The 23,047-nt window shown below is 63.5% G+C and carries 20 protein-coding genes and 1 pseudogene; 16 read left to right on the top strand and 5 right to left on the bottom strand.

What is annotated here, in order from left to right:
* The first annotated feature begins 272 nt into the window (after positions 1 to 272).
* From OC537_RS05825 to OC537_RS05805, 5 genes are all read left to right on the top strand, one after another.
* On the top strand, positions 273 to 1,379 hold the full coding sequence (locus OC537_RS05825) for an ABC transporter substrate-binding protein (RefSeq protein WP_262110211.1): 1,107 nt from the start codon (positions 273 to 275) through the stop codon (positions 1,377 to 1,379).
* Positions 1,380 to 1,498: 119 nt separating this feature from the next.
* The gene (locus tag OC537_RS05820; protein WP_139746157.1) at positions 1,499 to 2,551 is read left to right on the top strand and encodes a FecCD family ABC transporter permease; all 1,053 of its coding nucleotides are present in this window, start codon (positions 1,499 to 1,501) and stop codon (positions 2,549 to 2,551) included.
* Positions 2,544 to 3,311, top strand: coding sequence for an ABC transporter ATP-binding protein (locus OC537_RS05815; RefSeq protein ID WP_234566932.1), 768 nt, complete (start codon positions 2,544 to 2,546; stop codon positions 3,309 to 3,311). The genes OC537_RS05820 and OC537_RS05815 overlap by 8 nt, the downstream gene beginning before the upstream one ends.
* Positions 3,312 to 3,375: 64 nt before the next feature.
* A complete protein-coding gene (locus OC537_RS05810) occupies positions 3,376 to 4,605 on the top strand; it encodes an MFS transporter (RefSeq protein WP_262110203.1) in 1,230 nt (409 codons plus the stop codon).
* A 403-nt stretch (positions 4,606 to 5,008) separates the two neighbouring features.
* The gene (locus OC537_RS05805; protein WP_262110201.1) at positions 5,009 to 5,872 is read left to right on the top strand and encodes a DUF6236 family protein; all 864 of its coding nucleotides are present in this window, start codon (positions 5,009 to 5,011) and stop codon (positions 5,870 to 5,872) included.
* A gap of 183 nt (positions 5,873 to 6,055) precedes the next feature.
* Here the strand turns inward: OC537_RS05805 and OC537_RS05800 are convergent, their stop codons facing one another.
* The 5 genes from OC537_RS05800 to fadI form a co-directional block, all read right to left on the bottom strand.
* The gene (locus OC537_RS05800; RefSeq protein ID WP_262110200.1) at positions 6,056 to 6,940 is read right to left on the bottom strand and encodes an AEC family transporter; all 885 of its coding nucleotides are present in this window, start codon (positions 6,938 to 6,940) and stop codon (positions 6,056 to 6,058) included.
* A 12-nt stretch (positions 6,941 to 6,952) separates the two neighbouring features.
* On the bottom strand, positions 6,953 to 7,510 hold the full coding sequence (locus OC537_RS05795; RefSeq protein WP_042648052.1) for a YaeQ family protein: 558 nt from the start codon (positions 7,508 to 7,510) through the stop codon (positions 6,953 to 6,955).
* 189 nt (positions 7,511 to 7,699) lie between these two features.
* The gene (locus tag OC537_RS05790; protein ID WP_005325161.1) at positions 7,700 to 7,840 is read right to left on the bottom strand and encodes a TIGR02808 family protein; all 141 of its coding nucleotides are present in this window, start codon (positions 7,838 to 7,840) and stop codon (positions 7,700 to 7,702) included.
* A 290-nt stretch (positions 7,841 to 8,130) separates the two neighbouring features.
* A complete protein-coding gene (gene fadJ, locus OC537_RS05785) occupies positions 8,131 to 10,278 on the bottom strand; it encodes a fatty acid oxidation complex subunit alpha FadJ (RefSeq protein WP_262110564.1) in 2,148 nt (715 codons plus the stop codon).
* On the bottom strand, positions 10,278 to 11,588 hold the full coding sequence (gene fadI / locus OC537_RS05780) for an acetyl-CoA C-acyltransferase FadI (RefSeq protein ID WP_218409831.1): 1,311 nt from the start codon (positions 11,586 to 11,588) through the stop codon (positions 10,278 to 10,280). The genes fadJ and fadI overlap by 1 nt, the downstream gene beginning before the upstream one ends.
* Before the next feature lie 194 nt (positions 11,589 to 11,782).
* Between fadI and OC537_RS05775 the strand changes: the two genes are divergently transcribed.
* The 11 genes and pseudogenes from OC537_RS05775 (at position 11,783) to OC537_RS05720 (ending at position 23,026) form a co-directional block, all read left to right on the top strand.
* On the top strand, positions 11,783 to 12,733 hold the full coding sequence (locus tag OC537_RS05775) for an AAA family ATPase (protein WP_262110192.1): 951 nt from the start codon (positions 11,783 to 11,785) through the stop codon (positions 12,731 to 12,733).
* Between the two features lie 114 nt (positions 12,734 to 12,847).
* Positions 12,848 to 12,955, top strand: a pseudogene (locus OC537_RS05765) (AAA family ATPase); the annotation flags it as partial.
* A 42-nt stretch (positions 12,956 to 12,997) separates the two neighbouring features.
* Positions 12,998 to 13,888, top strand: coding sequence for a DUF58 domain-containing protein (locus tag OC537_RS05760; RefSeq protein WP_262110189.1), 891 nt, complete (start codon positions 12,998 to 13,000; stop codon positions 13,886 to 13,888).
* Entirely contained in the window at positions 13,873 to 14,436 is a 564-nt protein-coding gene (locus tag OC537_RS05755; protein ID WP_262110188.1) for a DUF4381 domain-containing protein, read from the top strand. The genes OC537_RS05760 and OC537_RS05755 overlap by 16 nt, the downstream gene beginning before the upstream one ends.
* Entirely contained in the window at positions 14,433 to 15,410 is a 978-nt protein-coding gene (locus OC537_RS05750; protein ID WP_262110185.1) for a VWA domain-containing protein, read from the top strand. Before OC537_RS05755 ends, OC537_RS05750 begins: the two co-directional genes overlap by 4 nt.
* A 21-nt stretch (positions 15,411 to 15,431) precedes the next feature.
* A complete protein-coding gene (locus OC537_RS05745) occupies positions 15,432 to 16,907 on the top strand; it encodes a tetratricopeptide repeat protein (RefSeq protein ID WP_262110183.1) in 1,476 nt (491 codons plus the stop codon).
* 29 nt (positions 16,908 to 16,936) lie between these two features.
* A complete protein-coding gene (locus OC537_RS05740; protein ID WP_262110563.1) occupies positions 16,937 to 18,457 on the top strand; it encodes a hypothetical protein in 1,521 nt (506 codons plus the stop codon).
* A gap of 39 nt (positions 18,458 to 18,496) precedes the next feature.
* Entirely contained in the window at positions 18,497 to 19,087 is a 591-nt protein-coding gene (locus OC537_RS05735; RefSeq protein WP_106886855.1) for a sigma-70 family RNA polymerase sigma factor, read from the top strand.
* Positions 19,080 to 19,823, top strand: a complete 744-nt coding sequence (locus OC537_RS05730) for a DUF3379 domain-containing protein (protein ID WP_005325140.1) — start codon at positions 19,080 to 19,082, stop codon at positions 19,821 to 19,823. Before OC537_RS05735 ends, OC537_RS05730 begins: the two co-directional genes overlap by 8 nt.
* 408 nt (positions 19,824 to 20,231) lie before the next feature.
* Complete coding sequence (locus OC537_RS05725) at positions 20,232 to 21,518, top strand: outer membrane protein transport protein (protein WP_262110177.1); 1,287 nt, start codon at positions 20,232 to 20,234, stop codon at positions 21,516 to 21,518.
* 251 nt (positions 21,519 to 21,769) lie between these two features.
* A complete protein-coding gene (locus OC537_RS05720; RefSeq protein ID WP_262110175.1) occupies positions 21,770 to 23,026 on the top strand; it encodes an OmpP1/FadL family transporter in 1,257 nt (418 codons plus the stop codon).
* The last annotated feature ends 21 nt before the right edge of the window (positions 23,027 to 23,047 follow it).

Genomic DNA, 23,047 nt, shown 5'->3' with positions numbered 1-23,047 from the left:
CGGGGCTGAGAGCCCGGTCCGGAAGTGCGAGAGAGGCGGCGGCCAGTGTGCGGTTCCAGGTGCAGCCAGATAGGCGTTACAGGCCCCCATGACCCGTGAAAGCAGAGAGATGGTCTCCACTGGAGCTGCGCTATGTGCTCTTATGGAACCGGTTTCAGCAATGACATAAATAACAAGAGAGGGGATAGGACAAACGCTTATTGCTTTTCGGCTCACGAATAGCAATAGTTCTCACTTCTTTTTTTAGGCCGTATCCCCCGAGGTTTCACAAGATGTTTCGTCACCCCCTGGCAAAGTTGCTGCTGCTTGGTCAGCTCGCCCTGATGAGCTGGATGGCACAGGCCGCCGCCCCCGTTGAAGTGGAAGATGTGATGGGCCGCAAGGTCTCCCTGAGCCTGCCTGCGAGCCGCATCGTGCTCGGTTTCTATCCCGAGGATTACCTGGCCGTGGCCGGTGAAGGGGGCGCCGATCGCCTGGTGGGCATGTCCCGTGGCTGGTTCGTCAAGTCCCGCCCCGCCATCTGGTCCCTCTATGTGGCCAGCCTGCCGCAACTGGCCAAGGTGCCCGACCTTGGCAACGTGCAGGATCAGAGCTTCTCCATCGAGAAGACCCTGGCGGTCAAACCCGATCTGGTGATCCTGGCCCAATGGCAATACGAGGCCCTGGCCCCGGATCTGCCGCGCCTCGAGCAGGCGGGCATCCCGGTGGTGGTGGTGGACTACAACGCCCAGACCCTGGCCCGCCACATGGCGAGCACCCTGCTGCTTGGCAAGGTGACCGGCCAGGAGGCCCGTGCCCAGAAGATGGCCGACGAATACAAGGCCAAGATTGACACCATCACTTCCCGGGTTGCCCAGGCGAAGCGCCAGCCGCCCCGGGTCTACATCGAGCTGGGTGACAAGGGCCCGGCCGAGTACAGCTACACCTATGGCAAGGACATGTGGGGCGCCATGGCCCTGCTGGCCGGCGGTGACAACGTCGCGGCCCCCTTCGTCGAACGCTGGGGCCCCATACACCCTGAGCAACTGCTGGCGAGCAAACCCGAGGTGATCCTGATGGCGGGCTACGAGAGCGTGAGCAGCGCAGAGGCGATGCAGGTCGGTCAGGATATTTCGGCCGAGACGGTGCGCCAGCGTCTGCAGGGCTTTGCCGCCCGTCCGGGCTGGAGCGAGTTGCCCGCCGTGCAGCAGGGTCGCCTCTACGCCGTCTATCACGGCGCCACCCGCAGCATCATGGATGCCGCCCTCATCGAGTTCATGGCCAAGGCGCTCTACCCGGACTTGTTCGAGGATCTCGATCCCCTGGCCACCTATCAGGGCTTCTACCGCAGCTATCTGCCCATTCGTCCCCAGGGCACCTTTATGCTGGGTATCAAGTAATGGCAGGTTGAACCTGACGGGCCGGACTTTCCCGACCCGAGTCGGGAAAGTCCCTCTTCGTCATCCCTCTTCAACCCTTGCGGGCGCCCCTTGAGAGCGCCCGTTTCAGGATGGTTATCATGAATGATTTGGCTGCCCTGCAGCAGACCCTCACCCGCCAGCGGCAACGGGAGCGCCGCCGTTGGCACTGGCTGGCGCTGCTCACCCTGGTGCTGTGCATTACCCTGGTGCTCGACATCGCCACCGGCCCCTCCCTGCTGCCCCTTGGGGAAGTGATCGATGCCCTGCTCTCCCCCGCCCAGGCGGACTCCATGACCCGCACCATCGTCTTTGACATGCGCCTGCCCATCGCTCTGATGGCCCTGGTGGTCGGCGCCTCCCTCGGGCTTGGCGGCGTGCAGATGCAGACCCTGTTGGACAACCCCCTGGCCAGTCCCTACACCCTGGGACTCGCGGCCGCGGCCGGGCTTGGCGCCGCACTGGCGCTCTATACCGGCGGTCTCGGGCTGCCGCCACTGATTGCCATTCCGGCCGGCGCCTTCATTTTGTGCATGTTTGCCGCCAGCCTCTTGTTTGGCCTGGCCATGATGCGCAACATCAGCAGCCAGACCCTGATCCTGGCGGGCATAGCCCTGCTGTTCCTGTTCCAGTCCCTGCTCTCCCTGCTGCAGTTCCTCTCCTCCCCCGAGCTCAACCAGCAGATCATGTTCTGGCTGTTTGGCAGCCTGATGCGCACCACCTGGGATGCCCTGATCATCACCGCCGCCGTCACCCTGATCTGCACCCTGCTCATCTACCGGGACGCCTGGGCCCTCACCAGCCTGCGTCTGGGGGAAGCCCGTGCCCGGAGTCTCGGGGTCAACGTGGACAGGCTGCGCATGAAGACCCTGATCCTGGTCGCCCTGCTCACCGCCACCGCCACCAGCTTCGTCGGCATCATCGGCTTCGTCGGCCTGGTGGCTCCCCACATAGCCCGCATGCTGGTGGGGGAAGATCAGCGCTTCCTGATCCCGCTGTCCGCCCTGTGCGGCGCATGCATGCTCTCGGCGGCCTCGGTGCTCTCCAAGTCCATCATTCCGGGGGCCCTCTTCCCCATCGGCATAGTCACTGCGCTCATTGGCGTGCCCTTCTTCATCTGGCTGATCCTCGGCAGGGGGCGTAAACGTGCTTGAGATATCCCGACTCTCCCTCTCCCTCGGCCAGCAGACCCTGCTGCGGGAGCTCGACCTCACCCTGCACCCGGGTCAGGTCCATGTGATCATCGGCCCGAACGGGACCGGCAAGACCTCGCTGCTGCGCGCCCTGTTCGGTGAACTGACCCCGGCCGCCGGCGACATCCGTCTGGGGGGCCAGAGCGCCCGCCAGATGACCCAGGCCAAGTGGCGCCAGCAATTTGGCTACATGCCCCAGAACATCCAGCTGGAGCTGGATTTGAGCGTCATCGAAGTGGTGGTGCTGGGGCGCCTCGACAGCCTCTCCATGCGCCTGGCGGACGAGGATATACTGGCGGCCGGCCGCGCCCTGCAGGCCCTTGGCATCGCCCATCTGGCGGATCGCCCCCTCTACTCCTTAAGCGGCGGCCAGCGGCAGATGGTGCTGTTCGCCCAGGTGCTGCTGCGAGATCCTCGCATCATGATGCTGGACGAGCCGGTCAGCGCCCTGGACCTGCATCACCAGATGCAACTGATGGAGCACCTCTGCCAGCAAACCCGGGAGCAGCAGTGGATCACCCTGGTGGTGCTGCACGATCTCAACCTGGCGGCCCAGTTTGCCGATCAGCTGATCGTGCTGGCGGGGGGCGATCTGCAAGCCTTCGGCCCGCCCGCCCGGGTGCTCGACGCCGACCTCATCGAGCGCCTCTATCAGGTGCCGGTGCAGATAAGCCACGATCAGAGCGGTATCCCCTTCCTTCGTACCCTGCGAAGACAATGATGACGAGACTTCCCATGACAGCGCCTTCGGCCTTGCCCGCAACAGGCCCCCGGGTGCGCGCAAGATGAACGGCGCCTCCTACTGGCGGGACTGGCAAGGCATGAGCCCGGCCGCCCGCCTGCTCATCATCAATGGCCTGGCGTTCAACCTCGGCTTCTACATGATGCTGCCCTTCCTCGCCCAGCACATGGGCAGCGGCCTTGGCCTCGCCGGTTGGGCCTGCGGCCTGGTCATGGGGATGCGGGTCTTCAGCCAGCAGGGGCTTTTCCTCTTGGGGGGGACCCTTGGGGATCGCATCGGCTATCACCCCGCCATCGTCTGGGGTTGCCTGGTGCGCTCGGCCGGCTTCCTGCTGCTGGGCTGGGCCGAGTCCCTGCCCATACTGCTGCTGGCGGCGGCCCTGACCGGCTTTGCCGGGGCCCTGTTCACCCCCTGCGCCCAGGCCTATCTGGCGAGCGAATGCGGCACCCCGAGCCAGCGCCAGCGCGCCTTCGCCCTGCACAATCTCGCCAGCCAGGCGGGCATGCTGCTCGGCCCCCTGCTCGGCCTGACCTTGACCCAGCAAAGCTATGCCCTGACGGGTATTCTGGCGGCTAGCCTGTTCGCCCTGCTCGGGGTGCTGCAGTACCGGGTGCTGCCCAAGCGCCCGGTGAGCAACCAGAGCCCGCGCGGCGCCATCTTGCGCCAATGGCGGGACATCCTGCGCCAGCGCCCCTTCATGATGTTCACCCTGCTGGCGGGCAGCTACCAGATCCTGTTCCACCAGCTCTATCTCGCCCTGCCCGCCCATATCCAGAGCCTGCCGGACGCCACCCAGCTGCTCGGCGGCGTCTTCACCCTCTCGGCGGTGATCGGCGTCCTGCTCCAGCTGCCGGCATCCCGCCTGGTGGAGCGCCGCCTGGAAGTGCCCCTCGCCATGGGGCTCGGCATAGGGCTGATGGGACTGAGCTATCTGGCTCTCCCCCTGCTGGCCCCCTGGCCGACGGCGGGGGTATTGGCGCAGGTGGCCCTGCTCTCCTTGGGCTCCATCCTCTGCTTCCCGCTCTTTGCCGCCCAGTTGCCCCGCTACGCGCCCCCCGACCAGCTCGCCAGCTACTACGGCTTCTATGCCAGCGCCGGGGGCTGCATGGCGCTCTTTGGCAACCTGCTGATCGGTTTTATGCTGGGGGATGCGGGCACCCGCCCCACCACCGCCATCTGGCTGCTGCTGGCCCTCACCGGCCTGCTGGCAGGGTGTAGCCTCTATACCCAGCTGCGCAAGGATGGCCAGGTTCAGCCTGCTACAAATCAATAAACAGGGCGGCCAAGGCCGCCCGGTTTTATCCCATTCCCTCACCGAAACGGAGCGATACGCTTGGCGTCGGTGGCAGTCTTGTCAGAGAGGGGCCTTAACTCTTGTACTTGTACTAACCATACCTAGACGGTTAACCCCTGTGAAAGTTTGAGGTTGGAAGATGTGGACATGGGGTGTTACTGAAAGGTTCCGATATATCATATGGTAATAGTGGTGACCTGCGCGATTGATAGCAAATAATAGAGGGATATCACTGGAATGTTTTTTTGACTCGTGCATGATTAGGTTTCATCCGTGACGCTGGTAGCCGAAGCAGATATAGATCCATTTCACACTTTCGGAAAAGATAAGCTACAAACACCGCAAAACGGATTATTAAAAACATTAAACACAAGGAAAAAATATGACTCGAGGTGTTATTGCAGCACCAGCCATTATCAACATCCACGGCAATGGCTTCACTATGGAAAGAGGATTAACTCCCGAGGAAGTTCGATATTACGTACTATATTGGGATAAGGTGGTTATTCCTGGCAACAATTTAGTATACGTGGGCATACCTGAAGAAGACACTCTTATTAAAAGCGGCGTCATTGAACGACCTAGGGTTGGATTTCAAGGTTCATTTAATGGCTCTGCTGTTGCGAATTCGTTCGCTATTTCCCAATCAATGGTTGCACAGAAGCTTATGGAAGAAGACAAAGCCACAGACTGGGTTTTACACCAAATCGGCAATAAATTATCCATTCCAAAGGAGTACATTAGTGCAAAAAACTCCCTCCGTTTTGAATTAATAAATTTACTTCCAGTTCCAAATGGAGTTACGCCAATAGAAGAAATTTTAGAATTTAAGGCGCGTAGAAAAACAGAGCTAAATGCACTTCATGACTCCATCGAACTTGCATATATAGAGGCATTGAAATGCCCAGATCCAGACCTTGGCACTAGTAAAGCGATTCGGGAGCTCAAGGATTGCATTGCCAATTTAGAAACAGTGTCAAATGAGAGATGGGAGCGGACATCAAAATTTGATTTTGCAACAGAGTTCAACCTTGATGGAGGTAGCATTGTAAAAGGTATCGCTACCGGTGCTGCATTTGATTTTTTTACCAACAATTTAACAATCCCAGTTGGTTCAATCATTGGCGGCCTAGCCTCAATGTTCAGATTTAAAGCGACTTATGGCTCAAGTTTCAAACCCGCATCAAATAATACTAAGTTAGCTTTTTTATCCCATGCTAGCTATGAACGTATCTTAGATAAATAACTTTACTCTACATTTATTAGGGAATATGAAATGGTTGGGCTACACGCTGTTTTCTTTCCTCTACCTTTCATTTTTCATTGGTCAATTCACATAGGGGAAGTAGGTTAGATTAGCGCAGCGTAATCGGACATTCGCGAAGCAATAAAAAGGACGCCATCAGGTGTTCTTGAAAACAAAACCGGGTCAGCCCCCCAGATGCAACGCCAGCCAGACCGCCAGGGGGATCACCAGCACAGAGAGCGCATTGCCGCCGAGCACTATGCTGGCCACCTTGTCGGGCTGGCACTGGTACTGCTCACAAAGCATGTAATTGAGCACCGCCGGGGGCAGCGCCACCGAGAGCATCAGGAGCGGGATCCAGGCAGGATCCAGGGGTAGCAGCCAGACGGCAATCCCAAGGGAGATGCCCCCCGCCAGCAAATAAAGCAGGTTGCACTTGAGCGCCAGCCCCAGGTGGTCCAGCTCCCCTTCCATCAGCCGGATGCCGAGGGCAAAGAGCATCAGGGGCACCGCTATCTGGCCGAGCAGGGAGGCGCTGGTCACCAGATAGTCCGGCAGGGCGATATGCAGATTGGCCACCAGCAGCCCCGCCAGGGCCGCCCACAGCATGGGGCTGCGCAGCCAGAGCCAGCGCGAGGCGTTGGCCGAGAGGATAAACATGCCCACCGAGAAGTGAAGCAGGTTGGAGAGCACGAAGAGGATGACGATGGCGCCGAGCTGCTGCTCGCCAAAGGCCAGCACCATCAGCGGGATGCCGAGGTTGCCGGTGTTGCGAAACATGGCGGGCAAGATAAGCGCCGCTCTCTCTATGCCCTTGAGCCTGAGCAGGGAGAGCAGCAAGCCCGGCAGCAGTATCACCAGGGCCCCGGCCGCGATGAGCGGCAGGTGGGCCGCCAGATCCAGCGGGTATTTCACCAGCGCCGAGAAGACCAGCGCCGGGGAGAAGAGCTCTATGTTGGCCCGGTTGATGTAACCGAGTTCGGCTCCCCCGCGCAGCCGCCCGTAGAGGGCGCCGAGGCCCGCCACCGCAAACACCGGGATGACGATATCGAGCAGTGCACTGAGCATGGGGAGTCCGTCTTAGAGTTCGCGGGCGGCGCGTCCCATCAGCACCACGGGATCCAGGGTGACCTCCAGGGTGCCGTTGCTGACCCAGAGCTGGCCGTCCGAGATGGTGCAGGTGAGCTGCATGGTGCGCTCCACCATGGCGGTCAGGGGCAGGGTCTGGCTGTCGGAGAGCTCGATCACGGTCAGGTTGTCGTGCAGGCCGAGCTTGCCCTGGTTCTGTTTCCACCAGACGCTGGTGCCACGGCCACCGTAGAGATAGAGCACCACCTGGCGGGAGCGGTTGCACGCCTTCTTGAGGCGCTTCTCGTCGGGCTGGCCGAGTTCAATCCAGAGCTCGATCTCGTCGGAATAGTTCTTGCGCCAGAGCTCGGGCTCGTCATCCGCCGAGAGTCCCTTGGTGAACTCCAGCCGCTCGGCGGCGTGCCAGGCAAAGGCTGCCAGCCGGATCATCATCCGCTCGTCGGTCTCTGAGGGGTGACGGGCCAGGGTGAGGGAGTAGTCCTGATAGAGATTGCGATCCATGTCAGACAAGCTGATCTGGGCCTTGAAGATGGTTGCCTTGAGCGCCATAGAAATCGTGAACACCTGATAAAAGAGAAAAGGGCGGACATGCCGGGCGCCAGTGTAATCAAAATGGCCGCCGGGTTCGACCATATTGACCACAGTTTTCCCCGCCTTGGCCTGGATAAATGCGTTAAAAAACACATAAAACAAATGCCAGTCCGAGGACTGGCATTTGGCGGCATTAACGAGAGTGACTCACTTCTCGGCGGACTTGACCCCGAAGGCATTGAGCAGCAGGCAGCAGGTCACTGCCACGGCCACGAAGCCGCTCAGGAAGATAAAGGGCATGGCCCCGTATCCCAATATGTTCCAGATGGTTTGTTCAAGCAGACTCATAGTGTGTCCTTCATCCAGTGAAATGGGTGTCCCTTTCGTGACGGGGTAGTCCCCGTTCCTGATAAGGCTATTTGACCTCAACCGGCGCCTGAGTCCTATGCCACCAAAGTAATAAATGGGGCACCAGTTTGCGCCAGATCAATGATTTGGCCCCTGATGCGCCGCTTTTTTACCCATGGGGGCGAGCGTTCTCCCCTTCCCTGCCCCCGCTCAGACAAAAAAACGAGGCGACCCCGGGGTCGCCTCGCGTCTCTTCTTGGCTGCTCGCCGCTGATCAGTAGAAGCGCGGCTCAGTAGAAGCGCTGCTGCTCCGCCGCCATCGCCTTGAGGCGTGCGCAGGGGGCGAACCTATCACCGTGACGCTTCTGGTAGTGCTCGAGGCGCCCCACCAAATGATCGATGCCGAGGCTGTCCATGTAGCGGAAGGGGCCGCCGAGGAAGGGCGGGAAGCCGATGCCGAAGATGGCGCCTATGTCGCCGTCACGGGCCGAGGCCACCACGCCGCTGTCGAGCGCCATGGCCGCTTCGTTGAGCATCAGCAGCACGCAGCGCTCGGCGATCTCCTGGCGGGCCAGCTTGGGCGATACCTTGACCCCGAGCACGGCATAGACGCTCTCGTCCACCGTCTTCTTGCCCTCCTTGCCGGTGAGGCGGTTGCGCGGCGCCGCCTTGCCGTAGAGGTAGAAGCCCTTGCCGTTCTTGCGCCCCTTGCGATCGTCTTGCAGCAGCTTGTCAAAGGCCTTGGGAGCCTGGAACTGCTCGCCGCCGAGCTCTTTCTCGAGGATGGGGGAGATCTTGGCCCCCACGTCTATGCCGACCTCATCGAGCAAGGTGATGGGGCCGACCGGGAAGCCGAAGTCCAGCAGGGCACTGTCCAGCACCTCCACCGGCTCCCCTTCCAGCACCAGGCGCGCCGCCTCGTTCATGTAGGGGGCCAGGATGCGGTTCACGTAGAAACCGGCCTCGTCTTTGACCACGATAGGCGTCTTGCCCTGGGCACGGGCAAACGCCAGAGTGGTGGCCACCGTCTCGGCGCTGGTGCCGGCATGAGGGATGATTTCGGCCAGCGGCATCTTGTCCACCGGGCTGAAGTAGTGCAGCCCCACCACCCGCTCCGGATGGGCGGCATTGGCCGCTATCTGGTGGATGGGCAGGGAGGAGGTGTTGGAGGCAAAGACGGTATGCTCACCGCACTCACGCTCCACGTCCGCCACCATCTGGTGCTTGAGGGCGAGATCCTCGAACACCGCCTCCACCACCATGTCCACCCGGTGGAAGCCGGCGTAGTCCAGGGTGCCGGTGAGCAGGCTCATCTGCTTCTCCAGCTCGCTGCGCAGCAGTTGGCGACGCTTGAGCTTCCTGGCCAGCAGGTCATAGCTGTAACGCATGGCGTTGCCTATTCCGGCGCTCCCTACGTCCTTGATCCGTACCGGTACCCCGGCCTTGGTGGCGGTGACGAAGGCGATGCCGCCCCCCATCAGGCCACCGCCCAGCACGGCGGCATGGGCCACCTTGCGCGGCTCTGCCCCCTGGTAGCTGACCTCTTTCTTCATCTCTGTGGTGGCGAAGAAAATTGAGCGCAGGGCGGCGGATTCCGCCGTCATCACCAGCTCGCCGAAGTGGCGGGACTCGGCGGCTAGGCCGGCCTGCATCCCCTCCTCCACGCCGATGCGCACCACCTCGAGGATCCGCTCAGGGGCCGGGTAGTTGCCACGGGTCTTGGCCTTGACCCCTTTGCGGGCCTGATCGAACAGCACCTTGCGACCCAGGGCATTGGTCTCCAGCACCTTGCCCTGCAGATCCCGCTTCAGGGTATGGCGGGGCTTGCCCTTCTTGGCCAGCTTGATGGCGGCCTCCAGCAGTATGGAAGGGGGCACCACATCGTCCACCAGCCCCAGTTTCTTGGCCTGCCTGGCCCTGACCTGCTTGCCGGTCAGCATCAGATCCAGCGCCTTGGCCACCCCGATGAGGCGCGGCAGACGCTGGGTCCCGCCGGAGCCCGGCAGCAGGCCGAGCTGCACTTCCGGCAGCCCCAGCACCGTCTTGCCGTGTTCGGTCACCACCCGGCCATGGCAGGCGAGCGCCAGCTCCAGCCCGCCGCCGAGGCAGGGGCCGTGAATGGCGGCGATCACGGGTATGGTCAGCGCCTCGATCTCGGCGAAGACCACCTGCCCCTCCCGCGACAGCGTCTCGGCGTCGCGGGCACTGGTGCAGGCGGCCAGCATGCTGATGTCGGCCCCGGCGATGAAGGAGTCCTTCTTGCCGGAGGCGATCACCAGACCGATCAGATCGCGGTTCCCCTTTATCTCGGCCAGCACGGAGCGGATCTCGTCTGCGAAGGCGGCCTTGAGGGTGTTCATGCTCTCACCGGGCACATCCATGGTGAGGATGCCGATGCCGTCTTTGCGAATATCCAGTGAAAAAGTCTTAGCGCTCATCATTCAACCTCCAGCACCATGGCCACACCCAGCCCACCCGCCGCACAGGCGGTGTTGAGCCCCAGTCCCCCACCCCGACGCCGCAGCTCGTGCAGGGTCTGGGTGATCATGCGCGCACCTGTGGCGGCAAAGGGGTGGCCATAGGCCAGGGAGCCGCCGAGGACGTTGAATTTGTCCATGTCCACCTCGCCAATGGCCTGATCCCGGCCCAATTTGTCGCGGGCGAATTCGGCACTGGCAAACATCTTGAGGTTGGCCAGGGTCTGGGCGGCAAAGGCTTCGTGCATGTCGATGAGGGTCAGATCGGCCAGCGTGATGCCGGCGCGGTCCAGCGCCAGCGGCGTGGCATAGGAGGGCCCCATCAGCATGTCCTGCCAGACGTCGATGGCGGAAAACGCGAAGCTGCGGATGTAACCCAGCGGCTCCAGCCCCAACTCTTTCGCCCGCCCTTCGCGCATCAGCAGCACGGCGGCGGCGCCGTCGGTGAGCGGGGTGGCGTTGGCGGCGGTGACCGAGCCATGCAGCCGGTCAAACACCGGCTTGAGCTTGGCGTAGCTCGCCAGATCGGAGCTTTCACGGATGTTGTTGTCCCGCTCCAGCGGCGACTTGTAGGGGGGCACGTGGGCGGTGAACACCTCGCCACTGAGCTTGCCCTCGGCCCAGGCCTGGGCCGCCAGAGTGTGGGAGCGGTGGGCCAGGGCGTCCTGCGCCTCGCGGCTGATCTGGTGGCTCTTGGCCATCTGCTCGGCGGTCTGTCCCATGGAGAGGCCGGTGGAGTACTCGGCCACCGCGGGCGGCACCGGCATCAAGTCTTTCAAGCGCAGACGCCGCAGAATATTGAAACGCTGCTGCAGATTGCGCGCCTTGTTGAGATCCACCAGGGCGCGGGCCAGGGTCTTGCTCACCCCTATGGGGAGCACGGAGGAGGAGTCGGCACCGCCTGCGATGGCGATGTCGACAGTGCCGGCCATGATGGATTCGGTGACATTGGCCACCGCCTGGAAACTGGTGGCGCAGGCGCGCGACACGCTATAGGCATCGGTGCTGACACTCATGCCGGTGCCGAGCACTATTTCGCGGGCTATGTTGGGCGCTTCCGGCATCTGGACCACCTGGCCGAACACCAGCTGGTCGATGAGCTTGGGATCGAGATCGGTGCGGGCGAGCAGCTCGCTCACCACCAGTTTGCCGAGATCCACCGCTGGCACGCCGTGGAAGGCCGTGGCCTGCTTGGCAAAGGGGGTTCGCAGACCCGCCACGACGGCAATCCGTTCGCCCTGGCGAGTCGTCAGTTTCAATGGCTGTTTCATCCTGGCTCCTTGGTTAAACGAGAAGATTAAAAGGAAGAGGTCTGACCTCATTGCGCCACATCTTAACAATCCACTCACAACTTTCATACAGCTGATTGAAACTAAATTGCCGCCATCTTGCCACCCTCCCTCGCCCTTGGGGGCCAACTGGAGTATAAAAAGATCAACTTCTATGAAAACAACGGGTTCATTACATGGCAGCGGCCGAATTCAGAGCGCTTGGGGACTATCTTGGCAGTCAGATCCTGGGACAGGGCTCCCTCATCGAGGGGCTGCTGATCGCCCTGCTATGTGAAGGACATGTGTTGATCGAGGGGGCCCCCGGTCTTGCCAAGACCCGCGCCGTCAAGGCGCTGGCCGGCGCCGTCGAGGGGCGCTTCGCCCGCATCCAGTTCACCCCCGACCTGCTCCCTGCCGATCTCACCGGCAGCGAGGTGTTTCACCCCCAGGATGCCAGCTTCGTGTTCCAGCCCGGCCCATTGTTCAACCACCTGGTGCTGGCGGACGAGATAAACCGGGCCCCGGCCAAGGTGCAGTCTGCCCTGCTGGAGGCCATGGCCGAGCAGCAGATCACCGTGGGCAAGAAGAGCTGGCGCCTGCCGCCGCTCTTTATGGTGGCGGCGACCCAGAACCCCATAGAACAAGAGGGGACCTATCCCCTGCCGGAGGCCCAGCTCGATCGCTTCCTGCTGAAACTCATGGTGGATTACCCCAGCCCCGCCATGGAGCTGGCCATCTTGCAGCTCAACGCCGGAGGCGAGCAACTGCCACCGCCCCCCCTAACCCTGAGCCAGGCCGCCCTGCTCTCGGCCCGCAGCGCGGTGCAGGCTGTGCAGATGCAGACCCGGCTCGAGCACTATCTGGTGCAACTTATCTGTGCCACCCGCCCCGGTAGCGGCCTCTGCCCCGAGCTGGAGCCCCTCATTGCGGTGGGCGCCAGCCCCAGGGCCAGCATAGGCCTGGCCCGCGCCGCCCGCGCCCGGGCCTGGCTCGCCGGGCGGGATTTTGTGCTGCCGGAGGATATCCAGCAACTGGCCCCGGCCGTGCTGCGTCATCGCCTCATTCCCAGTTATCAGGCCCTGGCGGACAACCTCGACAACGACACCCTGATCGCCCGTCTGCTGGATGCCATTCCATGTCCCTGACAGCCCGCCGTTCATCGCCACCGTTTAATCCCCAGCTACCAGGCCATGGCGGACAACCTCGACAACGACACCCTGATCGCCCGCCTTCTGGACCTTATCCCATGTCCCTGATAGCCAGCCGTTCATCGCCACCGCTTAATCCCCAGCTATCAGGCCCTGGCGGACAACCTCGACAACGACACCCTGATCGCCCGTCTGCTGGATGCCATTCCATGTCCCTGACAGCGCTCCTGCCCTGTGCCATGCCCCTGATGATCGGCGCCCATGACCAGATCCGCTGATCCCCGCGCCCATCCCGATATCGCCCTGCCCCTGGCCCAGTTGCTGGCCATCCGGCTGTGGGCGAGACAGGGTCAGCGGGCGCGCATTCACCAGGCACGTCAAGGACGGCTCGGGCGACAGCCGGGCCTGAATTTTCGTGAGCTGCGCCTCTATCAGGCCGGGGACGAGGTGCGCCACATCGACTGGCGGGTCACCGCCCGCCTCGGGCGCCCCCACACCCGGCTGTATGGCGAGGAGCAGGAGCAGGCCCACTGGCTGCTGCTGGACCTCTCCCCCGCCATGTATTTCGGCTCAGGCCCCCAGCTCAAGGCCCGCCTCGGCTGCGAGCTCGCCGCCGCCCTGCTCTGGCAGGGGGAGAAGCAGGCAAACACCCTGGTCTGCCACGGGATCGAGACCCGACACGAGTCTCAGCGTGACTCCCTGATCCCCCTGCTGGAGGCGCTCTGTCACCACTATGTGGCGGGGCTGGATCGGGCCCCCCTGGCCAACTCCCTGGCCCAGACCCTGGCGCGCCTCAGCCTGCCCCATGGCGCCAGACTGACACTGATCAGCCACCATCAGCCCCTTGAACAGGGGCTCAGCCAGCAGTTGCAACGCCTCGGCCAGCGCCACGACATCCACTATTGGCAGATCCGGGATCCCCTGGAAGCGGCCCTGCCCGAGCAGGGGCAACTGGCGGTGCAATCGGGCAAGCGCAGCGGCTGGCTCGATGCCGGACAGGCCCTCTTTCGCCGGCGCTACCAGGAGGCGGCGAGGCAGCAGGCCGACGCCTGCCAGCAGCAGCTGTTGCCCCTGGTGCAGCGCCTCTACCGCCTCGACAACGGCTTGCCCCTGCAACGTCAGTGGCAGGAGGCTGGATGCCGTCTGTTCTGAGCGCAGCCCAAAGCGCCCCCCTCCAACACCCGCCCGGGCAGACCTCCTCGCTGACGCGGCTTCAGGAGATCCAGGGACAGCTTCGCGACATCCATCCGGGCCCTCCCCTGGAGAGCGCGAGCGATCCCCGTCTGCTGGCCTGGGGCTGGCTGCTGATCGCCCTGCTCGCCGCCTTGCTGATCGGGGCCACGATAAACACGCTATGGCGTCAGCGCCGCTGGGCACGCCAGATAGACTGGCAGGCCGCCGATCTAGTGCCCGGCCTGCACACCGCCCTGAGAGAGGCGGCCATTGCCCGCTGGCCAGAGGCCCGTTCCCTGCAAGGGGATGAGTGGCTCGCCTGGCTCGACCGCCGGGGGGGCTGCCATTTTGGCGAGTTCGCCCGCCAGTGGCCGGGCTGGCTCTATGGCTCAGACACGCCGGATGGGGCACAGCGGGCGCGGCTGCGCCTTGCCTACCTCAACTGGGGGCGCCGCTGCGTCTGTGCACCGCGCTGGATGGCGCGCCCTGTGCTGTGGCGCCGCACCCGCAGCGGAGGGGCCAGATGATCCTCGCCTGGCCCTGGTTTGCCCTCGCCCTGGCATTGCCGTTGCTGGTGCGCTTCGGCCTGCCCCCGCTCTCCCGCGCGGGCCGCGCCAGGCTGGCCCATGCCGGCTTCCCCCTGCTGCTGCCCCAGGCCGGGCAGCCTTTGTGGCGCATGGCCCTGTGCTGGTGCGCCCTGGTGCTGGCCCTGTGCCGCCCCCAGTGGCAGGAGGCTCCCCTCATTCACTACCAGGCCACCCGGGACCTCATCCTGGCGGTGGATCTCTCCGACAGCATGCGCACTCAGGACATGCTGGATGAGGGGGAGCAGCGCGATCGCCTCTCTGCGGTGCGCCAGCAGATAACGCACCTCATCGGTGAGCGCCCCGGCGATCGCATCGCCCTCATCGTCTTTGCGGATCACGCCTACCTGCTCTCCCCCCTGACCCAGGAGACCCGGGCCCTGCTGGCACTGACCCGCGAGCTCGATTTCGATCTGGTGGGGCGCACCACTGCGCTCGGCGAGGCCATACTGCTGGCCCGCCAGCACGCCGACCCCGCCCGTCCCACCGCCCTGCTGCTGATCACCGATGGACGCAACACCGCGGGCAATGCAGAGCCCCTGACCGAGGCCAGGCGGGCCGCCGCCGCAGGCATCCGCCTCTATACCCTGGGGGTGGGGGCCGATCCCGACACCTTTGCCTCCCCCCTGGGAGGGGCAGACCCCAGCGCCGAGCTGGATGAGCCCTTGTTGCAGCAACTGGCCGAGCTGGGCCAAGGCCGCTATTTTCGTGCCCGCAGCCAGGCCGATCTCTCGGCCATCAATCAGGCCATAGACACTCTGGAGCCTGCCGCCCGCCCGCAGACCCTCTATCGTCCCCACCATGAGCTCTATCCCTGGCCCCTGGCGCTGGCCTGGCTGCTGCTAGTGTGGCCGGCCCGACTGCGCTGGCCGGTGCGGCGAACGGGCAGAGAAGATCCGGAGTCGCCCCATGAATAAGTGGCTGAAAGGAGTGTCATCATGGAGCTGATGCTGCTGCGCCCGCTCTGGCTGCTGGCCCTGTTGCCCTGGCTGTGGCAGGGGTGGCGCCGCCGTCGGCAGCGCCCCTTGCTGGCCCCCGCCATGCAGGCCTATCTGTTGCCGACCCGGGGCCGGGCCATCCCCTGGCTTTGGCTGGCCACACTGCCGGTGATCCTGGCACTCGCGGGCCCCGCCCTGCGCCAGCAGAGCCAGACCGTCAGCAGCCCGGCCCTCGACATCTGGTTGCTGGATCTCTCAAGCTCCATGCAGGCCAGGGATCTGCCCCCGGATCGGGCGACCCGGGTGCGCCTGCTGCTTCAGGACATGCTGGCCGAGGCGGCGGCCCGGCAGGAACCCCATCCCCTAGGACTCATCCTGTTTGCCGGGGATGCCTACCTCGCCATGCCCCCCACCCGGGATCATCAGGCCATCTCGCTGCTGCTGCCGGACTTGCGCCCGGCCATCATGCCACTTCAGGGCAGCGCGCCGGAGCGGGCCGTGGCGCTGGCCTTGACGCAGATCCCCCCGGGCCAGCAGGCACGCCTGCTGCTCATCACAGACGGCCTATCTGACAACCAGATGGCGCGCATCGCCGCCCTCTGGCCCTGCCTGGATAGCCTCTTCTGCCCGCAGGCGTCGTCCCCCCGACTCGACATCCTGCTGGCCAATGCCGGCGAGCGCGCTGTGCTGCCCCCGGCCCCCGCCGAGAGCTGGCAACTTGGCAGCGCCCTGGGGCAGACTCTGCCGGCACCGGACGGCGCCGCCATGGCGGATCTCGCGGCCAGCACAGGGGGAAGGCTGCAATGGCTGCAGGCCGGGCTCCCCTCCTTTGCCCCCCTGCCCATGAGCCAGACCCAGACCGGGGCCCAGTCCCTCGATCTGGGCCCCTGGTTGCTGCTCCCTCTGCTGCCCCTGGCGCTGCTGGCTCGCATAGGCGCGCACTGGTTGCTGCTGCTCATGGTGGTGATCTTCCCCCCGCACCCCCTGCAGGCGGCGCCCGCTCCCTGGTGGCCCGCCGAGGCGGCGCCGGGTTGGCAAGCCTTCTCCCAGGGGCGCTATCAGGAGGCGGCCCGCGCCTTCCAGGATCCCGTCTGGCAGGGCAATGCCTGGTACAGGGCCGGTGACTATGCCAGGGCCGTCGCCGCCTATGGCCGCGCCGACACGGCCACCGCCCACTACAACAGGGGCAATGCGCTGGTGTGGCTCGGGGATCTCAAGGGGGCCGAGCAGGCCTACCTGGCCGCCCTCAAGCAGGAGCCTGGGCATCAGGATGCCCTCCATAACCTGGCACTGCTGCGGGCCAGCCCCCCACAGGCGACCCCTGCTCCCCAGGCGCCCGAAACCGGCGAGCCACCCGAGCCCTCTGCCGCCTCGGACAACCCCCGCCCCCCGGCGCCCCCCGTGCTCTTGCTGGAGCAGCGGCTGCGCAAGGAGGCCGAGCGCCGTCCCCTTCTCAAGGTGGAGGAGCCTTGGTGATCCCCTGGTTGCGTTCACTCATCCGGTTGATGAAGGGGCCAAGCGGCGGGTGGCTGCTCGCCATGCTGCTGGTCACCCAGGTGCAGGCCGCCCCCCCTCGCGCCGAGCTGCTGGCGGGGGAAAGCGATCGCGACTGGCTGCTCGTCATCGAAGCCGACGGGGAGCTCAAGGGTGACGAGCTCAGCCTGCTCCCCCTGCTGCGCCAGTTTGCGGTGGGCCGGGTCAGCATCAGCCGCGTCAACACCCAGGTGAGCAGCCTGATCCGCTGGCAGATCCCGCTTCACCTGCTGGAGACCAGCCCCCGCCAGGTGCCGCCCCTGCCCCTAGGCGCCGAGCAGACACCCGCGTTGCCTATTCCGACGCGCCCCCAGACGGGCACACTGACGCAGCAACCCGAGACGCGCGTCTCCCCCGTTGAGCTGCAGGCCAGGGTGCTGCATCAGGGCCCCCTCTACCCGGGGCAACCCTTCATCTATGAGCTGAGCCTCTGGCTGCCCGCCAACATGGAGGCCCCCAACCTCAGCGAGCCCCTCGGTCAAGGCTTCACCATACGCCGCCTCGGCGACGATCGCTGGGAGTCCCCCGCCAGCCCCGGCATGCCCGGGCGCCTGATCCGCAAATGGCTGCTGCAGGCCAGGGAGCCCGGGCTGCATCCCCTGGAGTCCCCCCGATTCCAGGGTCGATTGCCCCAGGACCCGGACACCGCCACGCAAAGCGACGCAGGGGATCTGCTCTCGGCCAGGGCGGCCACCCTCTTCGTCAAGGTGGACAAGGCGCCGGTGGAGCCGGTGGCGAGCAGCCTGGTCCTGCGCCAGCAGTTCAGCCCGGCCAGGGGAGCCAGAGTCGGGGAGCCGGTGATCCGCACCCTCACCCTGGTGATGGAGGGGGGGGATGGCAACCGCCTGCCACAGATCCCGGCCCCGGCATTGCCGCAGGGCCTTTCGATGAAACCGGACGGCGAACAGCAGCAGGAGCGTTTCGTGGCCAAGGGGGCGCTGCGGGTCGAACGCCAGTGGCGCCAGGCCCTGACCGCTGAAACCGCGGGCAGCTATACCCTGCCCGCCGTGACCCTCCCCTGGTTCAACACCAGTACCGGGCGCATCGAGCAGGCCCAACTGCCGGCGCAGACGCTGCACATCGAGGGCGACGCCGCCCCTTCCGATCCCGCCAGGGCGCCCGGCACAGGGAGCCTCATCTGGGTGCTGTTGGCGCTGCTGCTGCGCACCTTGTGGCAAGGCGGGCCGCGCTGGCTCGCCTTCTATCGGCTGCAACGGGCCCTGGCGGCCCGGGAGCCTGATCTGGCCAGGTGGGCCTTGCTGGCCTGGGCTGGGCTTCGCTGGGGGCAGCCTTGCCAGCACCTGGCCAGCCTGCCCTGCCATGGCGATCCCGCCATGGGCACGCGACTCGATGATCTGGACAGGGCCTGTTTTGCCGCCCCCGAGGCTGCCGGCCAAGGGGTCGACTGGCAGGGGCTGGCCCTGGCGCTGTGCGCCAGGGAGACTTTTGCGATAGCCTATGTCCTCAGAAAACTGGCGTGGGCACGTCCTTGACGCCTGCGGCAAACCACTCATGAAAAAGGAATCGCATTCATGACGTTAGGTTTTTTTAGAAAAAAAAAGGCGGGAACGGGAAAGGATCCCTCTGCTACCCCGGTCTATGGGGATATGGCAGACAAACAAACGAAATACGAGGCCCTGGTGCATGCCCTGCACGGGGACATCTACCGCTACGCCTACTGGCTGTGCCGGGATCCGCAAGTCGCCGAGGATCTGGTGCAGGAGACCTTCCTGCGGGCCTGGAAGGCGATCGATTCCCTGATCGATGACAAGGCCGCCAAGGCCTGGCTCATCACCATATTGCGGCGGGAAAATGCCCGGCGCTTCGAGCGCAAGCAGTTCGATCTCATCGATCTCGACGAGCATCCCCAAAGCGATCAGGATGCGCTGCACAGCGAGCAGGAGATGGAGCACGAGTGGCTTAGGCGCCACATAGCCCGCCTGCCCGCCGAGTATCAGGAGCCCCTGCTGTTGCAGGTGCTGGGGGGGTTCAGCGGCGAGGAGATCGCCGCCCAGCTCGGCCTGAACAAGAACACCGTCATGACGCGGCTGTTCCGGGCTCGCAACCAGATCAAAGAGGCCATGGAGGCTGCGGTACAACAGAGAGGTCACACCAATGGATGAGCTTGAATTTCGCCGCCGGGCCATCACCCATCCCTCGGACAGGGATCCTGCCTTCCTCGCCGCGGCAGAGGCGTCTGTCGCCAATCGCAAGCACCTGGACGAGATGAAGCAGCTCGATCGCAGCCTGCAACGGGCGATGGAGGTCGAGGTGCCCGCCGGTCTCGCCGAGCGGATCTTGCTCCGCCAGGCGATGGAAGCGAGTGACGATGTGGTGGTGCCACTGCCCTCCCCGGCCAAAAGCACCGGCTGGCGCTCCCTCGCCATCGCGGCATCGGTCGCCTTCCTGCTCGGCATGAGTACCCGCTGGATCAGCTGGCCACCGGCATCGGAGCCGCTGTCGCTGGCCCAGGTAGCTATGGCCCATGTCTATGGGGAGGAGCCCTTCATCCAGGGGGTGGATGAGAAGGTGAGCCTGCAGACCATCAACGCCAAGATGGAAAAATATGGCGCCACCCTGATGGACATGCCCGGCATGAAGATCACCTATGTCAATCACTGTGCCTTTTATCAGGGGCCGGCCCTGCACATGGTGATCCAGGGCAAGATGGGCCCGGTCACCCTGTTCCTGGTGCCCAAGCATGTGCCACTCACTATCCAGCCCGATTTTGCAGACGGCACCCTCAAGGGGGAGATACTCCCGCTCAAGGGGGCAAATATGGTGCTGATTGGAGACATGCAGGAGTCATTGGCCCCGGTTGCCCAGCAGCTTGAGTCACGTTTGCACTGGTCCATTTAACAGATCTTGACTGGGGCTGACCGGGCCCCGGTCACTTCCATATCACAGGCAGATACAGTCGTTGTCTGCCTGTTCATCTCAGAATCCCGACAACTTCCCGCCTGATACCCACCTGAAGTCACATTTTTACACTTTTTTTTGAACGATTCAAAAGGAACTCATTGTGTGTTATTTATCCAATAATGGATAAAACAGACTATTTAAACGGCAAGTTAAAACAAATGATTAACACAATGGAAACTTTTATGTATTCTGCTGTCACTGGTCTGATTTCTTACCTCCTACCAGATCCATAGAATCACGCCAGAAGTGAATGGGAAGAAGCTGACATAACAACAGATCTTGTCGTCTATAGCGGCCAAAGAGCCCTGATATCGACAGAAAATCTGCTTACAAAGAGAGAACACTATGACAACTGCCTTTTTCAAGAAAAGCCTGATCGCCGCGGCCGTCACCCTGGCCAGCACTCAGACCTTCGCCGCCGCGTTCCAGCTGAACGAACACTCGGCCTCCGGTCTGGGCCGCGCCTATGCCGGTGAAGCCGCCATCGCCGACAACGCGTCCGTGCTGTCCCGCAACCCGGCCGCCATGACCACCTTCGACAAGATGGCACTGTCTGTTTCCGGTACCTATATCAAGCCCGACGTGGATGTTGCGGGTGACATCTATGCCGGTCCGGCCAAGCTGGCCTCTTCCAGCGAGAGCGACATCGCCCCCGATGCCTTCGTGCCGGCCACCTACTTCATCCAGCCCCTGAACGATCAGTGGGCCTGGGGGATTGGCCTCTTCTCCAACTACGGCCTCTCCACCGAGTACTCCAAGACCTTCCCGGCCGGTGCCGGTGCCGGTGATACCGAGCTGTTGACCTTCAACATCAACCCCAACATCGCCTACCGCATCAACTCCAACTTCAGCGTGGGTGCCGGTGTCAATGCCGTCTATGCCCAGGCCGAGCTGAACCGCTATGCCGGTGCCCTGGCACCTGGCCTGACCGCCAAAACCGGCGTGCCGCACAACAGCGACACCGCCATCGCTCACCTCAAGGGTGACACCTGGGGCTTTGGCTGGAACGTCGGCGCCCTGTACGAGATCAACGACAACAACCGCCTGGCCCTGACCTACCGCTCCCAGGTAGACCTGAGCTTTGACGGCGACTTCAAGGGGCTGACCTCAGGTTACAAGACCGTCGATGGCAACCTGAAGCTGGATCTGCCTGCCCAGGCCGAGTTCGCCGGTTACCACCGTCTGAACCAGCAGTTCGCGGTGCACTACTCCGTCAACTGGACCGACTGGAGCGCCTTCCAGGAGCTCAAGGCCACCAGCAACTCCTGCGCTGGTGGGATCTGCCTGCAAAAAGACGAGAAGTTCAAAGATTCCGCCCGCTACGCCATCGGTGGTACCTGGTACGTCAACCCGTCCTGGGAAGCCCGCATCGGCTTCGCCTACGACAACAGCCCGATCGAGCCGGAATACCGCAGCCTGAGCATTCCTGACTCCGACCGTGTCTGGTACAGCGCCGGCGCCACCTACCACATCGATCAGGACATGAGCGTCGATTTCGGCATGGCCTACCTGGACGGCAAGGAAGTGGACGTGAACGAAGGTCTGACCAGCCATACCGATCCGGTACGCTGGAAGGGCACCTCCCACGGCAACGCCTTGCTGGCATCCGCCCAGTTCAACATGAAATTCTGATTTCATCGCGATCAAACAGAGCGCCTCCGGGCGCTCTTTTTTTATGCGGGATCCCCATCTCAGCGCACAGCTGTAGCAAACAGCTGTACTCTTTTTGTTTTTTATCAAGCTATTAGAGTCGATACCTCCAGCATTTAATCCCGTTTTGCCCTCTCGGCCCCCGCCCCCGTTGCCTTACTGGTCATACCATATAAAATCCCGCCCCCAACCGAATCACAGAATGAACCCTCAGTTCATCCCGAGGAAAAGCAATGCAGTCGACCATCAAGCCCTCCCTTATCGCCCTGATCTTGCTGCCTGGTCAGGTCCTGGCGGCCGGATTCCAGCTGGCGGAGCAATCGGCCACCGGCATGGGTCGCGCCTTCGCCGGGGAGGCAGCCATCGCCGACAACGCCAGCGTGCTCGCCCGTAACGCCGCCGCCATGACCCGTTTCGAACGCACCGCCTTCTCCGGCGGCGTCATTCATATCCAGCCTGACGTCAACATAGAGGGGGTGACCCGGGTCCCCACCACCCAGGGGCCGGTGACCCTGGATGCGAGCGCCAACGACATCGCGGACGGTGCCTGGGTGCCCAACGCCTATCTCATCCTGCCCCTGAATGATCAGTGGTGGCTGGGGCTGGCGGCCACCTCCTACTATGGCCTCGGCGTCCAGATGCCGGACAACTACAACGCCGGTCACTTCGGCAACGTCTCCGACATCAAGACGGTGGATCTCGGTGCCTCCCTGGCCTATCGCATCAACCGGAACTGGTCTGTCGGCGCCGGCCTCTCCGCCATCCATGGCGAAGGGGAAGTGGGGGGTACCTTCCCCTCCAACAACAAGATTGCCAAGCACCTCAAGGGGGATGGCTGGGCCCTTGGCTGGCATCTCGGCACCCTGCTGGAGCTGTCCCCTGCCACCCGCATCGGCCTCTCCTATCGCCATGACGTCAACCTGACTCTCTCCGGGGATGCCGTCGGCACCGATCTGCTGGGCCGCACCTTCACCGACACCGGCACCCTGGACTTGCCCTTGCCCGCCACCGCTGAGCTGGCCCTGTTCCATCAGTTGACCCCGACCCTGGCGTTGCATTCGAGCATCAACTGGACCAACTGGAGCAAGTTCGTGCAGCTCGAATCCGAGCTCGATCACCATGGCACCATGCACATCAAGGACGAGCACTGGGAAGACAGCTGGCGCTACGCCCTCGGCCTGACCTATCAGCTGGCTCCGAAGTGGCAGCTTCGCTCCGGCCTGGCCTATGATCGCAGCCCGGTTCCCGCCGATCGCCGCACCATCTCCATCCCGGACTCGGATCGGATCTGGTACAGCGCCGGTGTGGGTTACCAGATAGACCGCAACCTGTCGCTGGATCTGGGGCTGACCCTGATCGACGGCAAGAAAGTCGAGGTGAACGAAACCATGCAGCTCAGACCCGGGATATCGCAAACCACCTCCACCTTCCAGGGCACCTCGGAAGGGGACGCCTGGCTGGCCGGCCTGCAGCTCAACTACCTCTTCTGATCCCGCCACCCCTGGCAATAC

The organism is Aeromonas sp. Marseille-Q5825 (genome assembly GCF_946892685.1).
Taxonomy (GTDB): Bacteria; Pseudomonadota; Gammaproteobacteria; order Enterobacterales; family Aeromonadaceae; genus Aeromonas; species Aeromonas rivipollensis.
Note: the sequence above shows the minus strand (reverse complement) of the source record. Positions and strands in the feature narration are given on the sequence as shown.

Bases quoted from the DNA above. Each gene is read 5' to 3' on its own strand.
- OC537_RS05825 (WP_262110211.1), top strand. From the start codon at position 273: ATGTTTCGTCACCCCCTGGCAAAGTTGCTGCTGCTTGGTCAGCTCGCC.
- OC537_RS05820 (WP_139746157.1), top strand. From the start codon at position 1,499: ATGAATGATTTGGCTGCCCTGCAGCAGACCCTCACCCGCCAGCGGCAA.
- OC537_RS05810 (WP_262110203.1), top strand. From the start codon at position 3,376: ATGAACGGCGCCTCCTACTGGCGGGACTGGCAAGGCATGAGCCCGGCC.
- OC537_RS05805 (WP_262110201.1), top strand. From the start codon at position 5,009: ATGACTCGAGGTGTTATTGCAGCACCAGCCATTATCAACATCCACGGC.
- OC537_RS05800 (WP_262110200.1), bottom strand. From the start codon at position 6,940: ATGCTCAGTGCACTGCTCGATATCGTCATCCCGGTGTTTGCGGTGGCG.
- OC537_RS05795 (WP_042648052.1), bottom strand. From the start codon at position 7,510: ATGGCGCTCAAGGCAACCATCTTCAAGGCCCAGATCAGCTTGTCTGAC.
- OC537_RS05790 (WP_005325161.1), bottom strand. From the start codon at position 7,840: ATGAGTCTGCTTGAACAAACCATCTGGAACATATTGGGATACGGGGCC.
- fadJ (WP_262110564.1), bottom strand. From the start codon at position 10,278: ATGAGCGCTAAGACTTTTTCACTGGATATTCGCAAAGACGGCATCGGC.
- fadI (WP_218409831.1), bottom strand. From the start codon at position 11,588: ATGAAACAGCCATTGAAACTGACGACTCGCCAGGGCGAACGGATTGCC.
- OC537_RS05775 (WP_262110192.1), top strand. From the start codon at position 11,783: ATGGCAGCGGCCGAATTCAGAGCGCTTGGGGACTATCTTGGCAGTCAG.
- OC537_RS05760 (WP_262110189.1), top strand. From the start codon at position 12,998: ATGACCAGATCCGCTGATCCCCGCGCCCATCCCGATATCGCCCTGCCC.
- OC537_RS05755 (WP_262110188.1), top strand. From the start codon at position 13,873: ATGCCGTCTGTTCTGAGCGCAGCCCAAAGCGCCCCCCTCCAACACCCG.
- OC537_RS05750 (WP_262110185.1), top strand. From the start codon at position 14,433: ATGATCCTCGCCTGGCCCTGGTTTGCCCTCGCCCTGGCATTGCCGTTG.
- OC537_RS05745 (WP_262110183.1), top strand. From the start codon at position 15,432: ATGGAGCTGATGCTGCTGCGCCCGCTCTGGCTGCTGGCCCTGTTGCCC.
- OC537_RS05740 (WP_262110563.1), top strand. From the start codon at position 16,937: ATGAAGGGGCCAAGCGGCGGGTGGCTGCTCGCCATGCTGCTGGTCACC.
- OC537_RS05735 (WP_106886855.1), top strand. From the start codon at position 18,497: ATGACGTTAGGTTTTTTTAGAAAAAAAAAGGCGGGAACGGGAAAGGAT.
- OC537_RS05730 (WP_005325140.1), top strand. From the start codon at position 19,080: ATGGATGAGCTTGAATTTCGCCGCCGGGCCATCACCCATCCCTCGGAC.
- OC537_RS05725 (WP_262110177.1), top strand. From the start codon at position 20,232: ATGACAACTGCCTTTTTCAAGAAAAGCCTGATCGCCGCGGCCGTCACC.
- OC537_RS05720 (WP_262110175.1), top strand. From the start codon at position 21,770: ATGCAGTCGACCATCAAGCCCTCCCTTATCGCCCTGATCTTGCTGCCT.